The organism is Clostridium sp. TJA020, from assembly GCF_058310295.1.
In genome coordinates, this window is record NZ_JBZEFC010000002.1 from 119,319 (window position 1) to 146,021 (window position 26,703).

Sequence of the window (26,703 nt, forward strand, 5' to 3'; positions counted from 1 at the left end):
ATAAATAATTCTTTATAATTTATAATTAACAAAAGGTACTTTTATCAAAATAACCTATCTAATTCTTTAAAATAAGCTATCATTAACTAGATTTAATAATAAAAATCATCACTGTGGTAAAAATATTATTAAACTATCAATTTATTTTATATTAATATTAAGAACTCAATTCATAAAAACTTTTCAAATTATTTCTTGATAATTATTATTACTTAATATATAATATAAACATAAAGTGATTGAGAGTTATAGATAGGAGATGTTAATTATGAGCGATAAAGAAAACTTAAACAAATATGAACAAATTTATGAAGAAGAAAAGAAAGTTAACCCACAAAATCCATGTGATCCATCACATCCAGATTATCCATGGGTACCATGTGGATTAGATAATAAAGACAAAAAAGAAAATAAAGAAAACAAGTAATTTAATTTAAATTAAGCTAGTTAACCAAAAAATATCCCATAATAGATAAAAGAGAGTGTTTTTTTAAAACACCCTCTTTTATTTTTTAATATTTTATATGGCTTTTATATTCAATTTACCCATAAGCCTTAAATACATATATATTAAATTTTTAGGGGGGGATTTAACATCATATTTATCTCTAGCTTATGGATATAAATTGTTAGTTAATTTATAATTTTTAGTTATTTATAAATTTTTAGTTCTTTTTAATTTACTACACTTTAAATTATTACAGTTTAAATTATTAAACTTGTTCTATAAGCTTTTTATCTTTAAGCCTATATGTTTTATCTGAATTTCTTGCAATTTCATTGTTGTGAGTTACCATTATAAGGCACTTATTTTCATCTTTTACAATCTGCTTAAAAAGCATAATTATATCATCTGACGTTTTTTCATCTAAATTTCCTGTTGGTTCATCTGCTATTATAAGCTCTGATTCACAAGCAAGTGCTCTTGCAATTGCAACTCTTTGTTGCTGTCCTCCGCTTAATGTAAGAACCTTTTGATTACCTTGACTTTCAGTAAGTCCAACTTTTTTTAACATATTTAATGCAACTTCTTTTTTATTTTTTACTTTAACACCTTTTATTGACATTGCAGAAATAACATTTTGAAGTGCTGTCATATAATTTATAAGATTATACCCTTGAAATATTATTGATATGCACTTATTTCTATAACTTGAAAGACCAATTTTTTTAAGAGCTTCTCCCTTATATAAAACATCTCCACTCTTTGCTTTATCAAGTCCTGATATTATTGATAAAAATGTAGTCTTTCCACTTCCAGAAGGTCCAATTATAGTGTAAAACTTTCCTTTTTCAAAACTTACATTTAAATTATCTAATATATTATTATCACTATTATAATAATAAGATACGTCATTTAAACTTAATATGCACTCTGACATAAACTAACCCTCCTTTATAAGCTTTAATCATGCTTGCTTAAAATTTCTTTTGGCTGTAATCTCATAATAGCACCTGATGGAATTAATACAGAAGCAACAGATATTAATGCTGCTAATCCACACATTTTGCCATAATCTTCTCCAGATACTGATACATCTAAATTATCTATTGTTTCAACTTTTTCTTCTCTGCCTCTTCCGCCCTTATCCATACCGCCTGGGCCACCTTGTCTATCTATAGGACCACCTGGTCCAAAATTATTTACACTTTCCGTAACTTCTGTTTCTTTAGACATTAATACATTTCCAATTGATTTACTTACAGTATTTCCTAATACCGATGATACTGCTAATGCTAAAATTAAAATTATAATAGTTTCAGTTATAAACTGACTTATTACTCTAATCTTACTTTCTCCTAAAGATAATAATATTCCAATTTCATTTTTTCTCTCCCTTATTGAAAGCATTATAATAAGTCCTAATATAACAGCTCCTGCTATTGATACAACTATTACAGTCATTTTTGCAAATGATGCTACATTATCAATTGAGCTCATCATAGTTTCATAAGCTCTACTATTTGCATCAAGTGTATATGTGTCATAATCTATATCAATCTTTTTACCAGCTTCTATAAATGAATCAACATTTACTGGGTCATTTAAATAAAACTCTGCACTATCTACAGTGTTTTTATAATCAGCTCCCTTTAAAGTATTTGCCACAGTATATGGAACATAAATTTTATTATATGGATTCATAGCTGAATTTCTTACTGCAAAATCTGTAACTTCTTCTCCACTTTTATAAATTCCAACTATTTTTAATGTTACTGTATCATCTTCATTCATTGATGATTTAACCTTTATTGAATCTCCAACCTTTAAACTATTTTGACTAGCTAAAGTTTCTTCAATTACACAAACCTTATCATTCTTTAAACTATCATCTATTGTTTTTCCGCTCTCTAATGTACTTTCTCCATCTGAAAATGTATTTAATGAACTTAAATTTGAAACTCCATAAATAGTAATATCTGCATTACTTATAGGTCCTCTAAATCCGCCTCCCATTTGCATATTCCAATTTGTATTATTATCTTCTTCATCACTACTTGTAATTGGTTCAAATCCGTCTGATATTCCTTCAGCCTTTGATATAAGATTATAAGATTTTATATTATCTAACTTTAAAATTTTATTTACATCATCAATTGAAACCTTTGGCATTTCCATCTTCTTTGGTTCACCCTTTTCTTCCATGCCTTGTTTCATATTTTCTCTAATCTTCTCCATATTAGCTGAAAAAGTAACTGTTGCTCCAAGCTTTTGTCGTGCCAAAACTCCAGCCTTTTCTGTTGCACTTCTTATAGAAAATCCAGCTAATACAAATACACAAATAGCTGTCATTACTAAAAACAATATAAAGGATTTTGAAAATCTTTCTTTTACACTTAAAAATCCTCTAAACAAAAAATTCATTTTATCCCTCCTCTTTTTAATATTCATCACAGGTATCATATTAATTCTTTAAACTGTAATGAATATGAAAGAGACATGAAGTTTAAGTGAAGTTAGTAATTAAGTGAAATTAATAATATTATTTTTAAAGTAAAAAAGTAGAAATAACATTTTGTTACTTCTACTTTTCTTTTTCCTTAACTTATTTAATCTTTATAATTTATTTAATAGATTTAAATTTTAATATAAATATAAACTTTCCATCTTTAGTATCAATTTTATAATCAATATCCTTATGAAGCTCTAAAAGGGTCTTAACTATATAAAGACCAAGTCCACTTCCTCCAGTTTCCTTATTTCTTGATTTTTCTCCTCTATAAAAAGCTGTAAATATAGCTTCCTTATCTATATTTTCTATTTCTTCTGCATAATTAATTATTTTTAAAGTTCCATCTGATTTTAAAATTATATTTACATCCTTATTGTCATCTGAATATTTTATACTATTATTTATTAAATTTGATATAACCTTTTTAATTATATTGCTGTCAGCAAAAATATTAATACTTCCTTCTTCTTTTATATTTATATCAATTCTTTTTTCATTTTTTAAATAATTATATCCATAAACAATCTCATAAACCAAATCATTTAAATTAATATTTTCATAATTTAAAGCTATGCTTTCCTCATATCTAGCAAGATTTATTATTTCTTGAACTAAAACTTTAAGATCATTTACACTATCTAAACTTTCTTTTAAATATTTATCCCTATCTTTATAAGGACCTATATTATAAATCATTCCTTCTATTTGCCCATTTATAACCGTAATAGGTGTTTTAAGTTCATGAGATATAGCTTTTATAAAATCTCGTCTTCTTCTGTCTTGAAGTTTTTCTCTTTCAATATCACTTAAAAGCTTTTTATTTGCTTCTTTTAAATCATTTATAGTTTCTTCTAAGTTTTCACTTATTGAATTTATACTTTCAGATAATTCTGCGATTTCATCATTACCTTTATAATTTAATTTTTCATCAAAATCCATTTTTGAAATTTTTCTTGATACATCATTTATTTTTAGAAGTGGCTTGCTTATTACTACTGAATAAACATATTGAGATAATACTCCAATTATTATTGTTATAAAAAATATTATAGGTAATATTGTAAGCATTGCCCCTTGTATTTCTCCACCTAATTTATTTGGTGATAATATTTCTAAAATACATTCTTCGTTTAAAGCTTTTAATTTTACTCTTTTAATTATTTTTATTTCTTCTTTTTTGTTTATATTATTTATTGTTGAACCTAAATACTTTTCTCTTGAAAATAGAGGCTTATTAATTAAAAAATCATTTGATGCATATAATACTTTCCCATCTAAAGTTTTAAGTAATACAAACCCTTTATTTTCATAAGAAAATTTATCAAGTTCTTTAATATAATTTTCTTCATTATCATTTTCTATAAGCTTAATTAAGTTTTCTGTTGAATTTTTTATAGACTTTTCTCTAGAATTTGAATATATTGTTGGTGCTACAAAAAACAAAATTGTATAAGTTATTATTGATGTAATAAGTATAACAGTTGTTGATATTATAAATAATTTATTCTTTATTCCAAGGTTATTCCATTTGTTCTTTAAGTACATATCCAACTCCCTTAACAGTTCCTATGTAATTATAAACTATTTTCTTTCGTATATTTTTTATATGAGCATCAATTACCCTCATATCCCCGTAGTAATCATATCCCCAAACTTTATCCATAATAAATTCCCTTGAAGCTACATTTGGATAATATTCCATTAAAAGCTTTAATATATTAAATTCCTTTAATGTAAACTCTACATCTTCTCCATTTACATAAACTTTATAAGTATTTGGATTTATAGTTATTTCATTAAACTTTAATTTTTCTTTAGAATTATCATTATCTTTTTTATTTATTTTAGTTCTTCTTAAAATAGCCTCAACTCTTTTTATAAGTATATTAAAAGAAAAAGGTTTTGTTATATAATCATCTGCCATTATATCAAAAGCTTTAATCTCATCTCCTGTTTCACTAAGTGCTGTTAAAAATATTATTGGAATATTGCTTATTTCTCTTATTAATTTACATAATTCATATCCATCAAGCTTTGGCATCATTACATCTAAAATAACTAAGTCAAATTCATTCTCTTTAAATTTACTAAAACCATCAATTCCATCATAACTTCCTATAACCTTATAGCCTTCACTTTTTAAAAATTCTACAATAAGCTCATTTATTTTTTTATCATCTTCAACTACTAATATTTTTTCCATAATGAAATTAAGTTACCTCCTAATAGATATTTTTATTTAACTCTTATTAATTTCAAACTAAAATAATTTAAAGTTTAAAATTAGATTATTATTTACTAAATAAGTTTTAACTAAATAGATTTTTATTATTTTTCATTTTAACACTTTATAGACTTTTATTTTCTAATTTCACGTAAATTTCACATTAGAATTTTAGTATTAGTTTTAATGTTTTATAATTTAATAATTTTAAAATTAACTACTTGTTTTAAATAAATTCCTCGTTTAATTTTTTATATTTTAAAATATAAAGAAAGAGCCATCTTTAAATAGATGACTCATACTAACATTATTTAAATTATTTTAAATATATTCTCTAAATCTATCTGGTATTTCACCAACGAATCTCTTGTTACTTAATGCAAGATACCAGAAGCCTATAAAGGAGAATATAACCCCAAGTATACTTCCAAGAACTCCAACATCAAAGTTTCTAAAGACTCTGTATAAAACTATTATAGGTACAATCCATCCTATAAATGGTATAAATGATAACAATACATACCAGTAAGAAAGTCCTGCTAAATGATATAGCTTAAACATATTAAATACTGGAATAAACATAAGCCATGGATTGCTAAGATTGGCTTTCTTAGCCATTACATAAAGGGGATATATTTCAATTAAATATACCACAGCATATAAAATAATACCAAAAGTAGTTGATCCTGTTTCATAAAGCATGTTATAAACATTTGTATACATAATATGAATCCACTCCTTTCATTATACTATTATTTTTCTTTAAATCATTCTATTTTATACAAGTAAATTCTTCTAGCTCTCTTTAAATTCTTCTAATTCTCTTTAGTATTTTAAGTATAAAACTTCTTAATTTAAATTTTAATATTATATATAGTTTAAATCTTTTACTTACTTTGCTACTTTGTTTATTTAAGTTTTATTTTTAAAATCTTACTTAAATTAATCATCATGTTTACTTATTTCTGTCATAAGATTATTGATTTCATCTCTTTGAGCTTTATTTGGTGAATTTACATCTATCATTTCAATAACTTCTTCTGCTTCATCATATTTATTTTTTGCAATTAAATCCTTTGCCTTTTTTATATATCCATTTACGTCTTTAGTTTTATCAATTTGAAAAGCTAATTCATGTTTTAAATTATCTATATCATCTTTAATTTTATAATCTTTATATTCTACTGGAATCTCATTTAATTCTTTTACAGCATCCTTATATTCACCAGCATTATAATGAGCTAATGCACCTTCATAATTACTTACTATATCTATTAATTGTTTTGCTTCTCTGTTTGAGCTATCTTGGTCAATTACATTTTCAAGTGCACTTTCTGCCTTGTTATATTCTTTATTATTTATAAACTCTTTTGCTGCATCAATGTTTTTTGATATAGAATTATTGTTACATCCTACAAGAGAAATCGCTAATGTACAAATAAAAGCTGAACCTAATAATAGTCTTATTATATTTTTCATTTTTATCACTCCTTTAGTTTTATAATTAACTAAATAATTCACGATTAAATTCTCTTATCATCTCTTTATTTCCATAATTGATTTTTATTTTATCTATACTTATTTCATCATTTCCTATGTTATAATCATCATCTTCTAAAGGCTTAGAAGCTAAAACATATCCTTCAATAATATCGTTTACCGCTGATACATCTGCAATTGTATCTCTCTCATAAAATCCACCAGTTATTTCATCAATATTAATTGTAAGCATTGAATCTAAAGCTTCATTTAAGCTTTCTATATCCATAATTTTATAACATTTAATTATTAAATATAATGCAGTGTTTAACCTCTTACAATCTACATAAGGAAGTGATTCTATCTGTTCTTCACTTAAAATAACACCATAATTTAATATTCCTTCTATTATTTTAACTCCTTGAAGACTTGTAACTTCTTTATATTTTATTTGTTTTATTAATTTTTCCTTATCAGCTGGATTAATGTTTCTATTTATAATAATTATTTGTTTTAATAAATCATTTATTTGAAATTTTTTCATTCTTTTTCCCCATTTCTAATATTTTTATTTTATAAAAAAATTTTATCAATAATTTGTATCATAATAATTAATCAGTAATTATTTTTCTGTGAACCAAATAAAACCTATTGTTAAATAATATTTTGTTAATTTGTAAAAATATTAAATATTACTACAAATTCTTCTCTTTTTTTTAAAATAATACTTATTAATTTATAAACAAAAAACATGCATATCTAACCTAAATGGAGGATATACATGTCTTTTTTTAAATTAATTTATAATTTCCCTATACGTCCCTCAATTATTTCTTGTATAATTTGAACTTCTTTTGTTGTTATGACCAAATTATATTCTTTTCCTATTTCATAGAAGCTATCTTCTATAATTTTTATTATTCTTTTATTATTTTTAATATAATCCTTTAATTCATCTTCCTTGCAATCTATTCCCTTATTAATCATAAGTCTTTCAATCATTATACTCATATGAATATAAAGAAGCATTCTAAGTTCTGGAGTAAAGTTTTTCTTTAACTTCTTTTCCATAGATATAACAATAGTTTCAACTTCATTTATTGTTTTTTGTGGATTTAAAATAGTTAATTTACTTATTATATTTTCAAATGAAAAATGTTTTGCTAAGTCTTTTCTTATTATTTGAACTTTATCTTTATCTATATTTTCAATAAGAGCCTTATTTATCTTTTCATAACTTTTAATTTTCATTAAATCATTTAATAAAATGCATTCAATTCCTTCAATTTTTAAATCTGTTGTACTTATTATAAGCTTAACATCATAATCATTAAAAATTTCATCATCTAAGCCTTTATTAGCAAGTCTTCCATACTCATAAGGTATTATATTTATTTCTTTATCATCAATACATCTTGATAAAAGTTCTTTTATTTTTACAGAAGTTCCAATACCAGATACACAAGTTGTAAGAATTGCTCTTTCTTTCTTTTTACCCTTAACAAGCTTATATTTAAAATTACTTTCTTCTTCAAGTAGTTTAATAATAGAATTTAAATCAGAACCTTCATTAACTTTCTTAGATATATCTATAATAAAATCAGTAGTTATATTTTTTATAATTAATGTATGTCCCTTTACTATGCTTTCAATTTCATCACTAATTTCAAGCAATTCTTCCATATCAACTAATATAATATTATCTCCAAAAGTACAAACTGAATTTAAATATCCTTTTATAGTCTTAATTTTATCTTCTCTTTTAGTATCTAATGAAAAATCAAAAGGAGTTATTAAAAATTCTCCAAAATATTTATTTACAACACTTGATAGACTTCTAGCAGTAGACTCCCCATGTGCCATAAGTATAATATTTGTTTTTAAATCTTTATTATCTGTTATTGTAAATATGTAAATTGTAAAAAAGAAATCTATAATAAAACTATTTTTATAATTTATTAAACTTGATAATTCTTTTATTATGTAATCTGAAATTATATTTTCTTTCCAGAAAATTTTATTTTTTATTTCTCTTATTCTTGTTTTATTATAGTCATCAAAAAATTCATCAATTTCAGTGTACTTATTAAAAAATAATAATATTTTACTTACTGCATTAACTGCATTTTTATAATACTTAAATCCATATAACTTACTACTTTTATCAAGAGCAACTTTTACACTTTCATTATAATTATTTCTCAAAATTTCATCATTAAAATCAAAATCTTTATAAACTATAATGCTAAGTATTTTATTTACACATAATCTTACTTCTTTTTTTAAATAATCTATAGTTATATTTCTTTTGTCATATTCAATTAAAAAACTTTTTAATTTTAAAATTTCTTCTTCTATAACATCTTTATAAGTATAATAAGATTTTTCCTTTTTGCCTTCGATTATATCCTTTTCCTCTTTATACTTATCCATAACACCTTTATGAATAAAATAAACAGGTCTACTTTTTCTTTTTATAACTTTCCCTTCATCTACTAAAACGTTTAAATAGTGACTAACAGAATTTCTTTTTAAATTTAGCTTCTCTGCAATTTCTGTTGTTTCTATGCCCAAAAAATCTTCTCTATCTATTAATCTTGAAGTTAAATCTTCCAAACACCTTTCGACTCTGTCCTTATTTTTCAAAATATTCTCTCCCCTAGTTAATTTAATCCTTTTCATTAGGATTATATCACCAATTTTAGTTGTTTTTCAAATTATTAACTAAATATATTGTAAAATATAAAAATAAACTAATATAAAAGCTCTATAATAAAATAAATACTTTAAATAAACTCTTTTAGTTTACCTTAAAAATTTTTACAAATATATTTTTATTTAAGTATATTTTTCTTATATTATACAAATTTGCATAATAAATAAGTTCATTAAATAATAAAACCAGCAGAAATTTAAATTCTACTGGTTAGTTTTCTTAATAAATATATTTAATTAAACTACATATTAAATTTAAGTTTCACTTATTTATATTATTTTAAAATAATACCTTAGATGTTTCCTAAAGCTTTTTTATACTTTATATACTTCCTAAAGCTTCTTTTCTATTTTTCCAATCTGGCATAACATCTTCTAAAACTTCATAAAAATCTTTACTATGATTTGCATGAACTAAATGTGCAAGCTCATGTGCCATAACAAACTCAATACATTCAATATTTCTTGTAATAAGTTCACTATTTAAAGTGATTATTCTATCATTTTGATTACAAGAACCCCATCTTCTTTTCATTTTTCTTGATTTTATTTCAACATGCTTTATATTATATCTCTTAAATTTTTTAAACGTTTCCCTATAAACTTTTAAAAATACCTCATTAATTTTATCCTTATACCATCTATTTAATGCTAAATTTATTTTATGTAAATTATCCTTATCTTTTAAGAATACATAAATTTCGTCTTTCCCTAGCTTTACATATTCCTTATTACTTTTAACACCCTTAATTTTATATATGTTTCCTAAATATATTATATTATTATCTTTAAGCAACTTTTCTTTTTTTACTTTAAGCTTTTTTCTTTCCTCAAACTCATCTATATGTTTTAAAATCCAATCCATCTTCCTTTTAAGAAAATCTATAATATATTCTTCATCAACTTTATTATTGGCTGTTACAGTTATCTCTCCTGAATCTTTAACTCTTAAATTTATATTTTTAACATTTTTTCTTATAAGAGTTACTTCTATCTCCTTCTCATTTTTATTTATTTTTAATTTTTTCATAGCTTTCGCTCCCAATTTTTATACTATATATTTAAATAATTTTAAAACCATAATTAATGCTACTTTAAAAATTGATTTAAAATAAAACCTTACACTTTCTATTTTATAATATAATTTTTAATAATAATTATCAAACAAAAATAAATATTAAAAAAGAGGTTAGCTTTAAATTTCTCTAAAAGCTCCCCTCTTTCTTCTTTTTCCTTTATAATACTATAATTGTTTATAAATTACTTTACTTATACATAATTACTAATTAATTTTTCATATAAAAATAAAGTTATAATTTTATTTTTTTAGCCTTATTTATTAGCTTTTTCATAATCTTTTATAAATTTTTCAATTCCAGCATCAGTTAAAGGATGCTTTGTCATACTTACTATAATCTTATAAGGTATTGTTGCTATATCTGCACCTGCCATAGCTGAATCCAAAACATGCATTGGATTTCTTATACTAGCTGCTATAATTTCGGTTTCTATTCCATGAAGTGCAAACATTTCTGATATTTGCCTTACAATTTCAATTCCTGGATTTCCTATATCATCAAGCCTTCCAATGAATGGACTTACAAAACTAGCTCCAGCTCTTGCTGCAAGTAATGCTTGAAGTGGTGAAAATATTAAAGTTACATTTGTTTTAATTCCTTCTTTTGAAAGAATTGAAACAGCTTTAAGACCTTCTTCACACATAGGAATTTTAATTACTATGTTTTTGTGAATTTTTGAAAGTTCTCTAGCTTCTTTTACCATTTCATCACCATTAAGGCTCATAACTTCAGCACTTATAGGACCATCTACAATGCTACAAATTTCTTCTACAACATCTTTAATATCTCTTCCTTCTTTTGCTATTAAAGATGGATTTGTAGTTACTCCAGATAAAATTCCAAGCTTACTAGCTTCTCTTATTTCCTCTACATTTGCAGTATCTATAAATATCTTCAAAAAACTCACTCCCCTTTATATACTTATACTTCTATTTTAAATTATTACAGTTTTATTATAAGTATTTATTATAAAAATTAACAAAAATTTACTATACTTTATTTTATATTTATAATTAAACCTTCATTTATCAGTACTCTAAAAATACAGTTGTTAAGCTTAAATCCTTATCTTCTAAATTATTTGATCCATAGTTACATCTAATAAAATCACTATCAATTGACTTACTATAAATAATTCCTTTACTAAAGCTTTCTCCAGAATCCTTTGAAAAACATTCAATTAACTTTCCATATTCAACCCATTGAATATATAAGCTATCCCCTTCCCTAATTACTTGAGGAAAGGTACACTCAACACACTCATTAACAACCTTAATATTTTTATTAACTATTTTTCCTTCAAAAATATTAACCTTTAAGCACATACAATAATATTTGCTATCATTATTTTCAGAATATGTTACAAAAAAATTATTCTCATTATCTTTTGCTAAAGATAAATACACTTTTTGTTTATTTGTACTTGTAAGTTGAATTGGATTTCCCCACACTTTACTTTTTAAATCATAACAAGACACAAAAATTTCTTCTAATTGGTCTACAATTTTAAAATAAAATACATACATCATATCCTTAGTAAAATCAACACAAAAATTACTTAAAATAATACATTCAACTTTATCTATTTCTTGTTTTACTATTTTATCTCCAACCTTGTTATAATGTATCAATCTAAAAAAATTTCCATCATAAGCATCCATTGAATAATAAATAATATGACTTTCATCATTTATATTTTTTATATAAGGAAATTTTATTAAAGTTTTATATTTATCATAATTATAAAAAGATACTTTTGATTTAATATTGTTAAGTTCATTAAAATATAAAATTTTACCTTCTTTATTATTTATAATTCCATAAATATTATCTTTATTATCTATATCAAACCATACATCAACAAAGCTTAAATCTTCATTTGTAATTTTCTCATTACAAATATTTTTTTCATCATCATAAACACTAAAACTTCCATTATTATAATTTATTGAATATATACTTCCATCTGACTTTTTTAAAATTGTTTCATATTCCCTTACAAAAGACATATGCTCACTCCTAAAAGTTATTTTTATGAAATATATATTCTATTTTGGTTATTCTTATGAATTACAACTAATTTTAATCTCCTTTAAATAATTTAATATACTTTATAAAAATTTCTGTAAACATATAAGACAATTTTCATAGTATATAAGTAGGTAAATCAAATTTACAAAAAATAGTTTTAACACTTCAATAAAATATAAAAAATTGATAGACAACTGATAAAATTTTAAGGAGGATTTCAAATTATGTCCGATTATAGATATTGTAAAGATAAAGATTCTTATTTTGAAGATAGATTAAACCATAATGATAGATTAAACTGTAATGATAGATTAAATCATGAGGAAAAAGAAAATTGTTTTGAAAGGCCTGAAAGATGTTGCCAAGCTACAACTTGCAACCCATTTAAACCAAATTGCAAATCAAATTGTTGTTCTGGATTACCAAAGGTTACACCAGATTTAAGTTCAGTTTTTAGTGTACCAATATTAGCTGATAAAATATTTGATTGTATGAAATCAGAAAATCCATTCTTTGGAATGTTTGAAGATTTAGAATTTACTATAACTTCTCAACCACCACAAAATGGTTCATATACAGCTGGTACTGATGTATGTGTTGATAGAGTATCATTTAGTTATGATGCAATAGGGGCTATAGTTACCGGTGATAATACCTTAGACGGTAACATTACAATATGCTCAGAATTAGCTACAGCAACAGCTATTAACCCAACAACGCTTGATAATGATATAATTATTGCAAATGATTTTTCTATTACAACTGGAAATATTCCTTGTTGTCATAGCTGTCATCATCATAATAATAAAAACGGAACTAATTGTAGAGTATTAGAAAGAGAACTTAATTTCTATATTAGTGATTTAGTTATAACTGTAACTGGTAGAGCTGGTTGCATACCATTTACTGCTGAATCTGCTCCTCAAAGTGGAACATTAAATGAAATTTTAGGGTTACCTTCTGAATTTAATTTCTTTGGTAAAATATGCTTGCCTCATTTAAGTTCTGGAATACCATTAAGAGAAAACTTTAAAGAATGTTTATCTATAGAATGTATAGAACCAACAACACCATTACAAGGAACAACAACTTTTACTTTTAATGCAACTGTAGAATCATCACTTTTAATAATAAAATCTTTATATGCTTTAATTCAAGAAAACTTATCAGTATTAGCTATTAATACTCCTAGAGAGCATTGCTGTAATAATTCTGGATTAATGAAACCTCATAAATAAACAATTATAATATGCGTAGGCTTTATGCCTACGTTTATTTTTACTTATTCGTCAATATTTTTCTTTAAAATTAAATTTATTCGTAAACAATTTAAGTTATCTCCATAATATAAAAGTAAGGAATTTAATTTATAAAATTATTTTATTTAAGGAGGAACTTTTTATGTCCGATTGTAAATATCCTGAAGATAATATGTCATACTTCGAAAATGACTTAAATTGCTACGAAGAAAAACCTAATAATGATGATAATTGTCATCACGAAGATCATTGCCATCATGAAGAGCATTGTCATCATCACGAAGACCATCATCATTGTGATGAAATAAAATGCTGCACTGACTGTGCTCCATTTAAACCAAATTGTAAACCTGAATGTTGTTCTGGATTACCTAAAGTAGTGCCAGATTTAAATAATGTTAAGGCAGTGCCAGTTCTTACAAACAGAATATTTGATTGCATAAAATTAGAAAATCCTAATTTTGCAATTGCTAAAAGAGAATTTAAAATTATAAGCTCCCCACCACCAAATACTAATTATAATTGTGGAGACAAAGTTTGTATAGATAAAATTTGTGTTAAATATGATGTTATAGGCCCAGTATTTGAACACTGTAAAATGTATGAAACAACTAGTCATAAACCTCATACTACAGTTTGCTCAAATAAGGTAAATCCACAACCTATCCCTGGTTCATCTATACCTTATCCAGTAAAATTTGGTCATAATGATAAATCTATTTCAAATAATCTTATTTTTAGCATTAATAATACTTCTTGTTGTTTTGACAATTATCATGTAAAAGAAGGAAGACAATGTAAAGTTGTAGAACAAAATATTCCATTTAGAATTTTAGGATTAAAAATTATTGTAACTGGTAGAGTTGGTTGCTTACCATTTACTGCTGAATATATTCCTCATCATGATGATACTGAATTATATAAAACATTAGGATTACCAAATCATTACAACTTCTTTGGTAAATTATGTATCCCTCAATCAAATTCTGGTGTAATAATTAGAGAAAACTTTGAATCTTGTCTTTCTATAGATTGCATAGAACCTGCAACTGATTTATATAAGAAACATTATACTGTTCAAACTGACACTACTGAAGAAGCTATTGCTTCTGAAGAAGCTGATGTTTCTGAAGAACTTGATACTTCCGAAAAACACGGAATGCATAATAATCAATTTAAATTCAAAGCTAATATAGAAACTTCATTATTAATAAAGAAAACTATATATGCTTTAGCTGAAGAAAAGCTATCAGTTTTAACTATTCCAACTCCAAGAAACCAACAATGTCATAAACAAGATCATGACAACCCATGCCATCCTTGTTCCTATGATAGAGAATAAGTTTGTTAAACAAATTTAATATTGTTTGCAAAATAAACGTAGGTATAATATATACCTACGTTTATTTTAATTTAACTTATAATTTTATCTCTAATATAATCTACATCAAACATATCAGGAAATTTTTTCACTTCAAAAAGCACATCATATCCACTATAATTACATCTCTTTGGTGCATTTAAAAATACTTCAGTAATTTCATTTTGGTACTCATAAGCCATATTTTTATCTTCTTTTATTATACTTATTATTTTATTGTATATTTCTTTAAAATCACTATCCTCTAAATCAAAAAAGTGATTATTAAAGCAATTAAGTAAATACTTAAAATGTGCTTCACGAGCCTTCTCATAAACAGAAGAATATATAGCTATACTCTTAGCTTTTTTTCTTATATCACATCTCTTTAATATAAGTTCTAATACCTTTTCTTTAAAACTATCTTGAAGTATTTGAAAATCATCTAAATACTTATTGTATTTATATTCTTTAAAGCCTTCATCTTCTCCCTTTAATATTTCATTAATGGAATTTTTAAGGTCTATATAAGTTTTAATTTTATCATTATAAATTATATTTTTTATAATATTATTTTTAATTAGTTGTTCTTTATTTTTATCATCTAAACTTAAAGCTTTAATACTTTTATTTATAAAATATTTTAAACTATTAACTGAGCTTTTTTCTATATTATTGAAGGTTATATTATTTTTTATATTGAATTCTTTATCATTACATTTTATATTAACTACTTCATTATTTTGTGTACCAAATGTTCTACTATATTTACTTTCTATTCTAAGCTCTTTATTGTTTTTATTTTCTATATTATATTTAAATATTGATATATTTTGAAGGTTATCTAAAAATATATCTTCTTTAAAATAAATAAAGCTGTCACTTCCAAAGTCTAAAATAATACATCCATTATTCATAAGTCCTTGTTGTAGTGATATAAATTTTATCATATTTTTCAAAAATAAATTTATATTATTATCATTAAGAGCTTTACTAGGCTTTTCATCAATTACTATAACTTCACCTTCAATTTCCTTAAAGGATATATAATTTCTTTTTAAATATTTCTTTATTAAATTTTTTATACCTTCCTCTTTAAATATATATCCACTTTCTATTTTTAAAGTAAATATATTAGTAAGTTCTACTTTATTACAAACTTCTCCTGAAATTTTATTTGTTACTTTAAATTCTTCAAATATATATTTATTAAATTTATCGTTTTTAAATTTCAAATAATCCTTTGCAAAAATTTCTATATCTTTAATTTTTGTATTTTTATTTTTTATATTAGAACATAAACTTACTACATACGTCTTATCTTCTTTAAATTTATTCCATATTTTTTCTAAAACAATTTTTATTGTAATATCATCTTCATTACCCTTTTTTAATGCTTTTAAAAAAATATCATCTTCATTAAAATATTCTTTAAGAGTTAAATTTTTAGAAAATACACTTTCATTATTTCCTTTTAAGAAACTATCAATTATAAATTTTTTATCTTTACTTATTTTAAATATTTTATAATTTTCTTCCCTAAAATAATAAGGTAAATCCTCTCTATTTAATAAAAGTTTATAAAACTTCTCCTTTTCTTCAAGAGATAACTTATAGTATATTGGGAATATTGTTTTTTCGTATACTGCTTCATTTATTCCATTAAAATTAAATATAAAGCTTTTAAATATTTTAAATAAGTTTTCATCATAATTTTCTATATTTTTATATTCTTCTAAAATATAAAATAACAATTCAAACCTTTTATTTTTTATAATACATGTTGAAAAATCTTTTAATAATTCATTTGTAAACTGTATTTCTTTAGTTAAATCACTAAACAAAATTTCTTCTATAAAATTAATATTTTTTATATTTCTATATATTATAGAATTTAAAATTTCCTTATTTTCTTTTATAACCTTTATATATTTTTCTCTACTTCCTTCTTCTATATAAAAAGTTATTATTTTTTCTACTATATTATTTTTTTCTTCTCTAGATAACGAATCTCTAAAGTTATTTAAATAATTTTCAAGAGTTAAAGTTTTAAATGTATCAGTTCTATTTTGAAGACTTAAAATAAAATCAATATAATCTTTGTATATAACTTTACTATATTTACTTAAATCTTTTACTACGTGATTATACTTTGAATATATAAATCTTTTATCTTTTTCTTTACCTCTTAAAATCTTCTCTTCAAAAAGCTTAGTTAAAGCATCTCTTATATAAATACTCTTATTGTAATATCCATCACAATATAATAAAAGCTCTTTCCAATCTATAATATCTTTCCTATAAGCTTTAACTAAAAGATTTCTATCTTTAAGGCTTATTCCATAAAGCTCTAACGAAACTTTATTTTTAGTAAGCCATCTACATACAGTTAATAGTGATTTTACATCATTATTTCTTTTATGAAATCCAAATATTATTTTTATAAGCTCTTTATTGTATTTAACTCTTTCTGAATATAATATTAAATTTAATATTTTATCTAAAGCTTTAACATTTGGTGCCTCTTTATATAATTTTACAAACTCTTTTGCAAAATCATCATCTATAAAATTAAGTTTTGCTTTTATTCCAAGTAATATAAAGCTTAACTCTCTATTATTTGAGCAAGTAATACTTAAATATTTTATAGCTTCTAAAGTATTTTTAGTAACTAAACCTCTTGTGTACATGTTTTTTACACACTCAACAATATCATTAGTTACAATTGCTTTATTTTTTATAAGTTCTTCACAAAATAAAGAAAGCTTTATATCATTTTTTGAAATTTCCTTACAGTTTTTTATAATCTTTAAATAAGTATCTATTGAGATATCCATATCTATAATATAAGGAGCTTTTCTTGTAATATCTAATATATCATCAATGTCATTCATGTTATTTACTATGCTTAAAAGTGTACTTTCACTTTTTCTATACTTTAATACATCAGTAAGCTTTATAATATTTTTTTCTATTCTTGCCCCTTCACATTGAACGTAAAAGGAAAATTCTCTAACATCATAACCTGTGTATATAATTAATGTTTCCTTAAAATTATATTGACGCCTTAACTGCCTTGGAATATTTATAGATACTTTTATTCTTTTTTCATAAAGAGAATTTTCAATTATAACATCTATTATTTCATTATGCTTTACAGAAACTTTATTTATATTATAAAGTAACCCATCACTTTCATATTTAATCCAAAATTCCTTATGAAGTCCATTTTCTCTTTTATAAGTTAATACTCTATCAGTAAGTGATGTTCTTTCTCTATATCTTAATGCATCTTCTACACTAAAGCCATAAACCTTATTATCTAAGCTTTCCATATAAAGTCCTCCTAGTTACTTACTCTAGACTTTATAGCCTCTTCTAAATCTTTATTAGAAAATACCATATTAATTTCAATTTTTCTTTGATCTTTAGTATTTTCTATATCTTCTTTAGTGTAAGTTTTTTTATCTCTATCTTCTTTATTTGGATTAGTTTCAAACTCTGACATTCCAGAAGCTTTAAATTTCCCTCCAAACTCATTTTCAAGCTTACTATCCATTGGAACCATAGCATTTAAAAAGCTCATTGCACGTTCTGTTGAAAGTTTTCTGTTTTCTATTGTGTTACCTGCATAATCTGTATGACCAACAACTTCAATATATTCAATTTCATCTTTTATATTTTCAGAAGATAAAATATTATAAAAAATATTATTAAGCTGTTTTGCTAAGTTTTGTCCGTCCTTTTTTAAAACCCATTTATCTGTATCAAAAAATGTTTCTGTATTTAAAACCATCTTGCCTTCATTTCTATCAAAATACATAATATTTTCATCTACATTATTTTTATCTAAATTATCTTGTATAGAATTATATATTTCTTCTCTCTTTTTTGATATATTGTCAACAAATAATGATGATATAGCCATTGAAATCATCATAAGAAAGAAAAATACAAGAGCAAAAACACTCATAATATCAACAAAAGATGGCCAGTAGGACTGTCCTTCTTCTCTGCTTCTATATTTTCTAGTTCTTATTTTCATAAAGAGGACCTCCTTTAATCATCATTTGCCACAGCAACCCATTCATTAGTTGCACGTACAAGCTCTCCAATAGTTTTTGTATTATAACTTAAACTATCTGTTGCTTCTTCTATACCTTTAATTGAAACTTGTAGCCTTTCTGCAATTTCATCTGATATATTTAAAAGCTCCTCTTTTATTATTCTTGAAACAACTTCGGCAATGCCTTCCTTTAATGAATCTACATTATTTGCAAAATCTCCTATTGTTTCATTAACCCCTTCAAAAACATCTTTTAATTCATCAATATGCTCTTTTGAAATTTCATTATTTTGATCAATAGATTTAGAAATATTATAAATTCCTTCTGAAAGTTCTCTATAACTTCTACTTACTATTTCCTTATATGACCTTATTTCATCATTAACAACTTCAATAACTTCTTTTTGTCCATCCATTGATATATCTAATTTATTAAGAATCTCAGCTAAAACATCCATTTTATCTGAAAGCTTATTTATTGAAGTATTCATTATAAATTCTAGCTTTTCAGTTGTTATATTAAAATCATCAATTGAACCTTTAAATTTATCAATAGGTGCTTTAAAATTATCCACAGAATTATTAAGAGAACTTATTACAAGTTCTAAATCTTTAGTGTATATTGCTAGAACCTTTGCAGATTCAGTCATATCAACTGTATTTTTATTAATATTTTTAACAAGCTCATCAATACCTTCTTTAAATAAAACTCTAATTTCTTTAGTTAAATCAATCATTGAGCCTTTAATAACATCATTAAATCTTTCAAATTGAGTAACAAAACTAAAAGCATGCTCACTATATAAAATATTATCTAAGTAGTCTTCAAATTGGTCATAAAAACTTTCTTTTTCCTTTTTAGAAAGCTGAATTACGTAATTTAAAATTAAAGACATAATAACACCAAAAATACTTGTCCAGAATGCACTTGCCATTCCTTGAAGAGGTATTTCCATACGGCTTAAAAAAGCTTCCATTGAATTAACACCTGATTCTAAAACAGTATTTGTTGAATTAATTGAAACTGTAAGTCCTAAAAAAGTTCCAAGAAGACCTAAGGCTATTGATGAAGCTGGAAATAAATGAAGTGCTTTTTCATTTACCCCTAATCTATTACTTAAATGTTTTGCCATAAGTACTTCTGTATTTATGTTCTCAGTTCCCTTAGATGCACTTCTTTTAAACTCTTCTGAAATATTATAAAGAGTTTTATCTTCAAGATTTCTTTCACCTGTTTCATCATTAATTATTGGTGAAGATTCAAAGTTACTTTTCAACTCACTATAAATTTTTTTAAGTTTCAAGCTTAAAATTATACCAGTTACCCCTAATGCTAAAATAATAAAAACAAATAAAAATCCTACGATTCCTTGACCAGTAAAAGAATTTAATAATTCTCCTAAAACTCCCAAGTTAAACCCTCCACAAAACTTAATATTACTGTATTTTTATTATTTCTTAAGTTAAAATATGCTACTTTAAAATATTAAAATTATATAACAAAAGGCTAGTAGTTTTTTAAACTACTAGCCTTTTTCATTAATTATTTTGACTTCTCATAAACTTCATATCCACAATCTTTTAATGCATCTTCTATTCCTTCTACATTTTTGTTTTGTGTTCTAATTTTCTTGATACTGTTATCATTATAAACTAATGTAAACTCTGCATAGTCAATAGTACGAGCTATTGTTATATACTCTACACCTTCTGTATCTTGAAGCTTAAGCATCTTACCAATTTTTTTATCACTTACATAAAATCCTCTGTCATTAATAATCATAAGTGATATGTATATTATAAGTACGAAGTATAAATTTTCTTCTTTTAAATATGCTATAAGAAATAACCCAACTTGTATAGCTAAAAGTAAAACTATAAAGTTAAAATTAATTCTTCTAATTTTTAATCCTTTTTTTAAAAGGTCAACAAATTCCGCACTATTTTTCTTTAAGTATATTCCATTTTTCATAAAAGCGATAAAAAGAAAACAATTAAATATTGTAAGCACTGTAATTAAGCATATATTAAAGATTTCCAAATAAACTTCCTCCTTTGTTAATTTATTTTATAACTTTATAATGTCCTAAATTTTATATTATAATCTTACATTATTTTATTATTAATTTACTTGTAAACAATTATATCAACTATTTCTAAAGATATTCTTAAATTTAACTATATAAAAACTTATTTTATACATAAAATTTTAGCAGCATCACTTTTATGTAATACTGCCATTTAATTTTGTATATAATGAACTTCATAATTATGGTCTCTTAATTTTTTTATAAGTCCATTTGTGTTACGACATCTTAAAGATAATTTCTTTTCACTTTTATCTTTATAACAAAGTTTCATCTTACAATAGTCCTTATTAAACTCCGCTTCAATATAATTAATATTTTCTGTATTATTTATTTTATATAAAGTTCCAATTCTATTTTTAGATACATAAAAATATTGATTATTTAAAGCTAATATCATTGCATAAAAAGAACCTACAAACATTATAAATTTAATATCTCCTACTATTAATGAACATATAACCATGATTTGAATAGAGACTATCATAATTATTATTGAATAATAAGAAATTTTATAATTATTTTTCTCTCTTCCATTTTTTAAATTTAAATCTACAATATTATATTCATAACCTTTTAATTCTTTTTTACTTTTTATTGTTTTTATAATAAGTATTATATTTATTATAAAGAAAACAACACCTAAAAAAACTCCAAAATAATCCAAAGTTATCCCCCTTTTTCTTTTAGTAGTTAAAGCTATTTTGTTATATTTTGTGTAAAGTTATAATAATTACATAAATTATACCATTTTTTTCTTGTCTAACCAATTATTAATGATATTATTAATTCCTCTATTTCAATAAATATTAAATTATAGTGTTCCATTTAAATACATTTTATTATATATTTTACTAATATCCCATTCTATGTGTTATAATTATATAGTAAAATTTCAAAGGAGGTTGAGACTTAATGAAAGGTTTTGCAATGAAAAAAATAGGAGAAATTGGTTGGGTAGAAAAGGAAGTTCCTTCTCTAGGTGCAAAGGATGCACTTGTTAGACCTACTGCCCTTTCACCATGTACATCAGATGTTCATACAGTATGGGCTGGTGCAATTGGTGATCGTAAAGATATGATTTTAGGACATGAAGCTGTTGGTATTGTAGAAGCTGTTGGAAGTGAAGTAAAGGATTTTAAACCTGGAGATAGAGTTGTTGTTCCTGCTATTACACCAGATTGGGATTCTTTAGAAGCTCAAGCTGGTTATGCTATGCATTCTGGTGGAATGTTATCTGGTTGGAAATTCTCAAATTTTAAAGATGGGGTATTTGCAGAATATTTTCATGTAAATGATGCTGATGGAAATATGGCTATTCTTCCAGAATCCATTGATGATGCATCTGGAGTTATGCTTTGTGATATGATGCCTACAGGATTCCATGGTGTTGAACTTGCAGATGTTCAATTTGGAGATAAAGTTCTTGTTATAGGAATTGGTCCAGTTGGACTTATGTCAGTAGCTGGTGCAGCAATTAGAGGTGCTTCTGAAATTTATGCTGTTGGAAGTAGACCAAACTGTATTGAAATTGCTAAAGATTATGGCGCTACACACATAATTAATTATAAAAATGGTTCAATTGAAGATCAAGTTATGAAACTAACAAATGGAAAAGGTGTTGATAAAGTTATTATTGCCGGTGGAGATGTAGATACTTTCAGCACAGCTATTAAAGTACTTAAACCTGGTGGAAAAATTGGAAATGTAAATTATCTTGGTGAAGGTGATTATGTAAAAATCCCACGTGTTGAATGGGGATGCGGAATGGCACATAAGCAAATTTCTGCTGGATTAATGCCTGGAGGACGTCTACGTATGGAAAAACTTATTTCCTTAATTGAAACAAAACGTGTAGATCCTTCTAAATTAATAACACATCGCTTCACTGGATTTGATAAAATAGAGGAAGCTCTTCTTTTAATGAAGGACAAGCCAAAAAATTTAATTAAACCAGTTGTTTTTATTGAATAATAAAAATTAATAAAAAAGTATAGATTTTTATTTAAATCTATACTTTTTTTTATTTAACTAAATTATAATTTAAGAACCTCCTTAACTTGCTCTAAAAGCTTATCACCACCAAGTTGTCTATATCCTTGTGATTCAATTAATGCAAATGGAGTATCAAAATTCTTTGCATGATTTTTTAAATGATCAAATCTATGCCTAACTTGAGGTGCAATCATTGCAATATCATATCCATTTTTTATTTCATCTTCAAATTCTTGAGTGCTAACTGCTGATACTACCATTTTAATTCCTTCTTTATCAGCTGCCTTTTTTAATTCATTAACTGCAATTGCACTTGTTATTCCTTGAAAACAAACAAATAAAACCTTTAACATTTTTAATTAATTTCCCCCTTAAAATTTATTAATTAAATAGGGTTATATAAACTATCTGAATATGTCTTTATTTTATAAAAATCAATTATGCCTTCTATTAAATTTTTAGCTTCTATTGCTGTCATTAAATGGTCTTGAGCATGTACCATTAAAATTGTTACTTCTATATTATTACCTGCTGCTTCTTCCTGAATAATTTTATGTTCAATTGAATTAGCCTTTAAAAGTAACTCATCAGACTTCTTAAGAAGCTTTTCTGCTTTATCAAATCTTTCAACCTTAGCTTCATTTAAAGCTTCATAAGCTAAAGCTTTAGCCTCTCCAGCATTATATATTATATCAAGCATTACTTGTTTCATATTTAGATTACTCATAAAATAATCACCCCTATTTAAACTTTATTTATTATTATATTTAAATTTTTTATTAACCTACTCTATATATTTAATAATTTTTATTATTTATAAATCTAATCTCATTAATATTTATGGAAATATAAGGTAAAATATTATATATAATTTATTTTTCTAATTTAATTTTAGTTTTTAAATTTTATATTTTAATATAGGATTTTGTTTCACTTAATTTATACTTCAAATGATTATTAATATTAAACATTTTCTCTAATTTACAACATAAATTTATGTAAAAGAAGAGGTTAAAGGGGGATATTTATGGGAACAAGTTTTGTATCATTTATTTTCAACAAAGACTTATTATTTTTATTTTTTCTTATATTAGTACTTATAATTTTATTGATATATTTAAATTTCTTTAAGAGAAAATAATAAAAGGCATATAACTTTTAATCTAAAGTTATATGCCTTTATTAGTATAATCTATTTCTATATTAAATTAATATTGACAGCTCCAGTAAAATCCAAGTTAAATAATCTATTTATATATTAAATTCATATCAAGCTAAACGACTTAAATTATTATTTATAGATATATAATAATTTATTTATATAATAATTTCATATCCTTTGGACCTTTGTACCAAACTGGAACAACTGTATTAAATTCATCATACCACTTTACAAGATTATTAGCGTTTTCAATCATAAAATTAATTTCTTTATCTCCAAAAGGAACTGCCCATGAAACTGCAGATAGAGAATTTGTACAAACATACAATGCTAAAAGCCTAAAAAACTCCTCTGGTACTTTATTGTTAAAATATCCATGAATTTGACCAATTGCAAATGGAACACTTACTCTCCATGAGAAAAATATTCTATTAAACTCTTCCCATGGATCACCATAATCAAACCTATTAAAATCAATTACCCCAATATTGTTATTATCAGTAATAATTAAATTTCCAATATGATAATCTCCGTGATGAAAACTTTGCTTTCTTCCCTTTATATAAGGTTTTAAATTATTTATAAAGTTAATCATCTTTAAATCTTCATTTATTTTATATCCACATTCTTTATAAAGCTTAATTTTTCTTTCTATTTTTTCTTCATATCTTTTTTCCCAAGTTCCTTTAAACTCAAAAGGCTCTATTGTATGTATCTTCTTTAAAATTACCCCTGATTTTACACCAAGCTTATATTGTTCCTTTTCATTAAATTCCTTTATTTTTTCTAGTGCATCATATCCTTCAACCCACTTAAGTAATATATAAACATACTTTAAATCTTTAGAAACACCAACTTCAATAGCTTTGGATGTTTTTATTTTTAGTTTTTCACATAGCTTTATGCTTTTATATTCATTAAATTTATTTTCTTTTTGTGAAATATCGTTAACTCTAAGTAAGTACTTATTACCTTTATCATCTTCAATATAAAATTTTTTATCACTTGACCAACCTTTTAATAAATGCTCCACTTTTACAGTATTTATTTTTAAAGGGATATTATTTAAAATATTAACCATAATTTCACCACCTATTATAAAAATAGTTTAATGTTTTAGTACAATTATAATTTTAAAATCTTTTAAGTCATATATTTTATATTATTATTTTTTTAATAAACTAATACCAATATTCTTATTATATTATGTATAAACATAAAAAAGCATGGTAATGTTACCATACTTTTTAAATTAATCTATATAATTGCTTTTCAAGTAAAACTCCTTCAATAGCTGGATAATCAAATTGCATACTATATTCAATACAATCTTTAACAAATTCCCCAGACCTTCTTGAAGCAGTAACTAAATCTGTTCCTCTTAAAACTTCTGTGCATAAAACTCCAGCAAAAATATCTCCAGTACCTGTATATGATTTTTTCATCTTTTCATGAGTTACAAAAGTTAAATCTTCTCCATCAAATACAGCTATTTTTAATTCATTTTCCTTACTTGATGGTACTGAAGTTATAATTATATTTTTAGCTCCAAGTTCTCTTAAATCATAAATTATATCTTTAATATAATCTTCATTATAAATTTCTCTAATTTCTTTTTCCCTTCCTGTTAAAAATAAAGCTTCAGTAAAATTTGGAGTAATTATATTGCTATATTTTAAAAGTTCCCTAATTTTATAAACATAATTCATATCAAATCCACTATATAATTTAAAATCATCAGCAAATATTGGATCAATTATATTTATACAATCTTTTACTTCCTTCAAATAATTTTGTGTTTGATTTATATTTTCTATATTTCCTAAATATCCAATATAATTTAAATCAAAATATATATTATTTTCTTTCATACTTCTAGTTGCATCTTCTATAAAAGTTTTACCAGTGAATGTAGCAATATCTTTAAACCCTTCAGTATGACTTGATAATACTATTGAAGGCATTGGACATGCTTCTATTCCTCTAACGCTCATAATAGGCATCATATTTGTAATAGAAACCTTTCCTACTGTACAAAAACTATTTATCATTAATACTCTATCTATTGGCTTCTTCATAACCCTTATCTCCTAAACCTCAAATTTATTTATATTCTCATGCTTTAAATTATTTTTTACTTTTTATACACTAATTATTGTTCCAAAATTTAATATTTAATAATATCTATTTTATGTTATTACCTTAAGTACAAGCAGTCAAATGTATCGATACATATTTTTATTACATATAAAATATAATTATCTAAAACAAAAAAGCTATTATAGAATTAAC

The 26,703-nt window shown here is 24.0% G+C and carries 24 protein-coding genes; 4 read left to right on the forward strand and 20 right to left on the reverse strand.

The genetic code is table 11. The features are described 5' to 3' along the window. The first annotated feature begins 268 nt into the window (after positions 1–268). Positions 269–427 (forward strand): hypothetical protein, encoded by a 159-nt coding sequence (locus AC4FQ1_RS04545; protein ID WP_303131113.1) that lies wholly within the window; start codon positions 269–271, stop codon positions 425–427. A 286-nt stretch (positions 428–713) separates the two neighbouring features. On the opposite strand, the gene AC4FQ1_RS04550 is transcribed toward AC4FQ1_RS04545, so the two are convergent. The 11 genes from AC4FQ1_RS04550 to AC4FQ1_RS04600 all read right to left on the reverse strand — a co-directional run bounded on the left by AC4FQ1_RS04550 (position 714) and on the right by AC4FQ1_RS04600 (position 12,460). Further along, positions 714–1,382, reverse strand: a complete 669-nt coding sequence (locus AC4FQ1_RS04550; protein WP_491169052.1) for an ABC transporter ATP-binding protein — start codon at positions 1,380–1,382, stop codon at positions 714–716. 23 nt (positions 1,383–1,405) lie between these two features. Continuing rightward, positions 1,406–2,866: an ABC transporter permease gene (locus AC4FQ1_RS04555; protein ID WP_491169053.1), complete on the reverse strand. Its 1,461-nt coding sequence runs from the start codon at positions 2,864–2,866 to the stop codon at positions 1,406–1,408. 199 nt (positions 2,867–3,065) lie between these two features. Next, the gene (locus AC4FQ1_RS04560; RefSeq protein WP_491169054.1) at positions 3,066–4,499 is read right to left on the reverse strand and encodes a HAMP domain-containing sensor histidine kinase; all 1,434 of its coding nucleotides are present in this window, start codon (positions 4,497–4,499) and stop codon (positions 3,066–3,068) included. Then, the gene (locus AC4FQ1_RS04565; protein WP_491169055.1) at positions 4,474–5,157 is read right to left on the reverse strand and encodes a response regulator transcription factor; all 684 of its coding nucleotides are present in this window, start codon (positions 5,155–5,157) and stop codon (positions 4,474–4,476) included. The genes AC4FQ1_RS04560 and AC4FQ1_RS04565 overlap by 26 nt, the downstream gene beginning before the upstream one ends. A gap of 342 nt (positions 5,158–5,499) precedes the next feature. Then, positions 5,500–5,901 carry a DUF5684 domain-containing protein gene (locus tag AC4FQ1_RS04570; protein ID WP_303130137.1) on the reverse strand — a complete coding sequence of 134 codons (402 nt, stop codon included), beginning with the start codon at positions 5,899–5,901 and terminating at the stop codon, positions 5,500–5,502. Positions 5,902–6,120: 219 nt separating this feature from the next. Further along, positions 6,121–6,657: a tetratricopeptide repeat protein gene (locus AC4FQ1_RS04575; protein WP_491169056.1), complete on the reverse strand. Its 537-nt coding sequence runs from the start codon at positions 6,655–6,657 to the stop codon at positions 6,121–6,123. Between the two features lie 25 nt (positions 6,658–6,682). Beyond that, positions 6,683–7,201, reverse strand: coding sequence for a hypothetical protein (locus tag AC4FQ1_RS04580; protein WP_491169057.1), 519 nt, complete (start codon positions 7,199–7,201; stop codon positions 6,683–6,685). A gap of 257 nt (positions 7,202–7,458) precedes the next feature. Beyond that, entirely contained in the window at positions 7,459–9,303 is a 1,845-nt protein-coding gene (locus tag AC4FQ1_RS04585) for a PRD domain-containing protein (protein ID WP_491169058.1), read from the reverse strand. 391 nt (positions 9,304–9,694) lie between these two features. Continuing rightward, positions 9,695–10,402, reverse strand: coding sequence for a M48 family metallopeptidase (locus AC4FQ1_RS04590; RefSeq protein ID WP_491169059.1), 708 nt, complete (start codon positions 10,400–10,402; stop codon positions 9,695–9,697). Between the two features lie 302 nt (positions 10,403–10,704). After that, the gene (gene fsa / locus AC4FQ1_RS04595) at positions 10,705–11,349 is read right to left on the reverse strand and encodes a fructose-6-phosphate aldolase (RefSeq protein WP_303130144.1); all 645 of its coding nucleotides are present in this window, start codon (positions 11,347–11,349) and stop codon (positions 10,705–10,707) included. 130 nt (positions 11,350–11,479) lie between these two features. After that, positions 11,480–12,460 carry a hypothetical protein gene (locus AC4FQ1_RS04600; RefSeq protein ID WP_491169060.1) on the reverse strand — a complete coding sequence of 327 codons (981 nt, stop codon included), beginning with the start codon at positions 12,458–12,460 and terminating at the stop codon, positions 11,480–11,482. 246 nt (positions 12,461–12,706) lie between these two features. On the opposite strand from AC4FQ1_RS04600, the gene AC4FQ1_RS04605 reads away from it, so the two are divergent. Beyond that, positions 12,707–13,720 carry a hypothetical protein gene (locus tag AC4FQ1_RS04605; protein WP_491169061.1) on the forward strand — a complete coding sequence of 338 codons (1,014 nt, stop codon included), beginning with the start codon at positions 12,707–12,709 and terminating at the stop codon, positions 13,718–13,720. A 163-nt stretch (positions 13,721–13,883) separates the two neighbouring features. After that, positions 13,884–15,083, forward strand: a complete 1,200-nt coding sequence (locus AC4FQ1_RS04610) for a hypothetical protein (RefSeq protein ID WP_491169062.1) — start codon at positions 13,884–13,886, stop codon at positions 15,081–15,083. 71 nt (positions 15,084–15,154) lie between these two features. On the opposite strand, the gene AC4FQ1_RS04615 is transcribed toward AC4FQ1_RS04610, so the two are convergent. The 5 genes from AC4FQ1_RS04615 to AC4FQ1_RS04635 form a co-directional block, all read right to left on the reverse strand. Continuing rightward, complete coding sequence (locus tag AC4FQ1_RS04615) at positions 15,155–18,436, reverse strand: hypothetical protein (RefSeq protein WP_491169063.1); 3,282 nt, start codon at positions 18,434–18,436, stop codon at positions 15,155–15,157. 11 nt (positions 18,437–18,447) lie between these two features. Further along, positions 18,448–19,146, reverse strand: coding sequence for an OmpA/MotB family protein (locus AC4FQ1_RS04620; protein ID WP_491169064.1), 699 nt, complete (start codon positions 19,144–19,146; stop codon positions 18,448–18,450). A gap of 14 nt (positions 19,147–19,160) precedes the next feature. Then, positions 19,161–20,579, reverse strand: a complete 1,419-nt coding sequence (locus AC4FQ1_RS04625; RefSeq protein WP_491169065.1) for a hypothetical protein — start codon at positions 20,577–20,579, stop codon at positions 19,161–19,163. Between the two features lie 131 nt (positions 20,580–20,710). Then, a complete protein-coding gene (locus AC4FQ1_RS04630; protein WP_303130151.1) occupies positions 20,711–21,208 on the reverse strand; it encodes a hypothetical protein in 498 nt (165 codons plus the stop codon). A gap of 200 nt (positions 21,209–21,408) precedes the next feature. Further along, the gene (locus tag AC4FQ1_RS04635; RefSeq protein ID WP_303130152.1) at positions 21,409–21,921 is read right to left on the reverse strand and encodes a hypothetical protein; all 513 of its coding nucleotides are present in this window, start codon (positions 21,919–21,921) and stop codon (positions 21,409–21,411) included. A 248-nt stretch (positions 21,922–22,169) separates the two neighbouring features. On the opposite strand from AC4FQ1_RS04635, the gene AC4FQ1_RS04640 reads away from it, so the two are divergent. Beyond that, on the forward strand, positions 22,170–23,228 hold the full coding sequence (locus AC4FQ1_RS04640; protein ID WP_303130154.1) for an NAD(P)-dependent alcohol dehydrogenase: 1,059 nt from the start codon (positions 22,170–22,172) through the stop codon (positions 23,226–23,228). Between the two features lie 62 nt (positions 23,229–23,290). On the opposite strand, the gene AC4FQ1_RS04645 is transcribed toward AC4FQ1_RS04640, so the two are convergent. From AC4FQ1_RS04645 to AC4FQ1_RS04660, 4 genes are all read right to left on the reverse strand, one after another. Beyond that, complete coding sequence (locus AC4FQ1_RS04645) at positions 23,291–23,602, reverse strand: PTS sugar transporter subunit IIB (RefSeq protein WP_491169066.1); 312 nt, start codon at positions 23,600–23,602, stop codon at positions 23,291–23,293. 32 nt (positions 23,603–23,634) lie between these two features. Beyond that, on the reverse strand, positions 23,635–23,976 hold the full coding sequence (locus AC4FQ1_RS04650) for a PTS sugar transporter subunit IIA (protein WP_491169067.1): 342 nt from the start codon (positions 23,974–23,976) through the stop codon (positions 23,635–23,637). 586 nt (positions 23,977–24,562) lie between these two features. Further along, positions 24,563–25,492, reverse strand: coding sequence for an aminoglycoside phosphotransferase family protein (locus tag AC4FQ1_RS04655; RefSeq protein WP_491169068.1), 930 nt, complete (start codon positions 25,490–25,492; stop codon positions 24,563–24,565). Between the two features lie 166 nt (positions 25,493–25,658). Continuing rightward, positions 25,659–26,489 (reverse strand): pyridoxamine kinase, encoded by an 831-nt coding sequence (locus tag AC4FQ1_RS04660; protein ID WP_303130159.1) that lies wholly within the window; start codon positions 26,487–26,489, stop codon positions 25,659–25,661. Between the last annotated feature and the right edge of the window lie 214 nt (positions 26,490–26,703).

What these genes read in the sequence shown, in the direction of transcription:
- AC4FQ1_RS04545 (WP_303131113.1), top strand. Translation starts at nt 269, where the DNA reads ATGAGCGATAAAGAAAACTTAAACAAATATGAACAAATTTATGAAGAA.
- AC4FQ1_RS04550 (WP_491169052.1), bottom strand. Translation starts at nt 1,382, where the DNA reads ATGTCAGAGTGCATATTAAGTTTAAATGACGTATCTTATTATTATAAT.
- AC4FQ1_RS04555 (WP_491169053.1), bottom strand. Translation starts at nt 2,866, where the DNA reads ATGAATTTTTTGTTTAGAGGATTTTTAAGTGTAAAAGAAAGATTTTCA.
- AC4FQ1_RS04560 (WP_491169054.1), bottom strand. Translation starts at nt 4,499, where the DNA reads ATGTACTTAAAGAACAAATGGAATAACCTTGGAATAAAGAATAAATTA.
- AC4FQ1_RS04565 (WP_491169055.1), bottom strand. Translation starts at nt 5,157, where the DNA reads ATGGAAAAAATATTAGTAGTTGAAGATGATAAAAAAATAAATGAGCTT.
- AC4FQ1_RS04570 (WP_303130137.1), bottom strand. Translation starts at nt 5,901, where the DNA reads ATGTATACAAATGTTTATAACATGCTTTATGAAACAGGATCAACTACT.
- AC4FQ1_RS04575 (WP_491169056.1), bottom strand. Translation starts at nt 6,657, where the DNA reads ATGAAAAATATAATAAGACTATTATTAGGTTCAGCTTTTATTTGTACA.
- AC4FQ1_RS04580 (WP_491169057.1), bottom strand. Translation starts at nt 7,201, where the DNA reads ATGAAAAAATTTCAAATAAATGATTTATTAAAACAAATAATTATTATA.
- AC4FQ1_RS04590 (WP_491169059.1), bottom strand. Translation starts at nt 10,402, where the DNA reads ATGAAAAAATTAAAAATAAATAAAAATGAGAAGGAGATAGAAGTAACT.
- AC4FQ1_RS04600 (WP_491169060.1), bottom strand. Translation starts at nt 12,460, where the DNA reads ATGTCTTTTGTAAGGGAATATGAAACAATTTTAAAAAAGTCAGATGGA.
- AC4FQ1_RS04605 (WP_491169061.1), top strand. Translation starts at nt 12,707, where the DNA reads ATGTCCGATTATAGATATTGTAAAGATAAAGATTCTTATTTTGAAGAT.
- AC4FQ1_RS04610 (WP_491169062.1), top strand. Translation starts at nt 13,884, where the DNA reads ATGTCCGATTGTAAATATCCTGAAGATAATATGTCATACTTCGAAAAT.
- AC4FQ1_RS04615 (WP_491169063.1), bottom strand. Translation starts at nt 18,436, where the DNA reads ATGGAAAGCTTAGATAATAAGGTTTATGGCTTTAGTGTAGAAGATGCA.
- AC4FQ1_RS04620 (WP_491169064.1), bottom strand. Translation starts at nt 19,146, where the DNA reads ATGAAAATAAGAACTAGAAAATATAGAAGCAGAGAAGAAGGACAGTCC.
- AC4FQ1_RS04640 (WP_303130154.1), top strand. Translation starts at nt 22,170, where the DNA reads ATGAAAGGTTTTGCAATGAAAAAAATAGGAGAAATTGGTTGGGTAGAA.
- AC4FQ1_RS04645 (WP_491169066.1), bottom strand. Translation starts at nt 23,602, where the DNA reads ATGTTAAAGGTTTTATTTGTTTGTTTTCAAGGAATAACAAGTGCAATT.
- AC4FQ1_RS04650 (WP_491169067.1), bottom strand. Translation starts at nt 23,976, where the DNA reads ATGAGTAATCTAAATATGAAACAAGTAATGCTTGATATAATATATAAT.
- AC4FQ1_RS04655 (WP_491169068.1), bottom strand. Translation starts at nt 25,492, where the DNA reads ATGGTTAATATTTTAAATAATATCCCTTTAAAAATAAATACTGTAAAA.
- AC4FQ1_RS04660 (WP_303130159.1), bottom strand. Translation starts at nt 26,489, where the DNA reads ATGAAGAAGCCAATAGATAGAGTATTAATGATAAATAGTTTTTGTACA.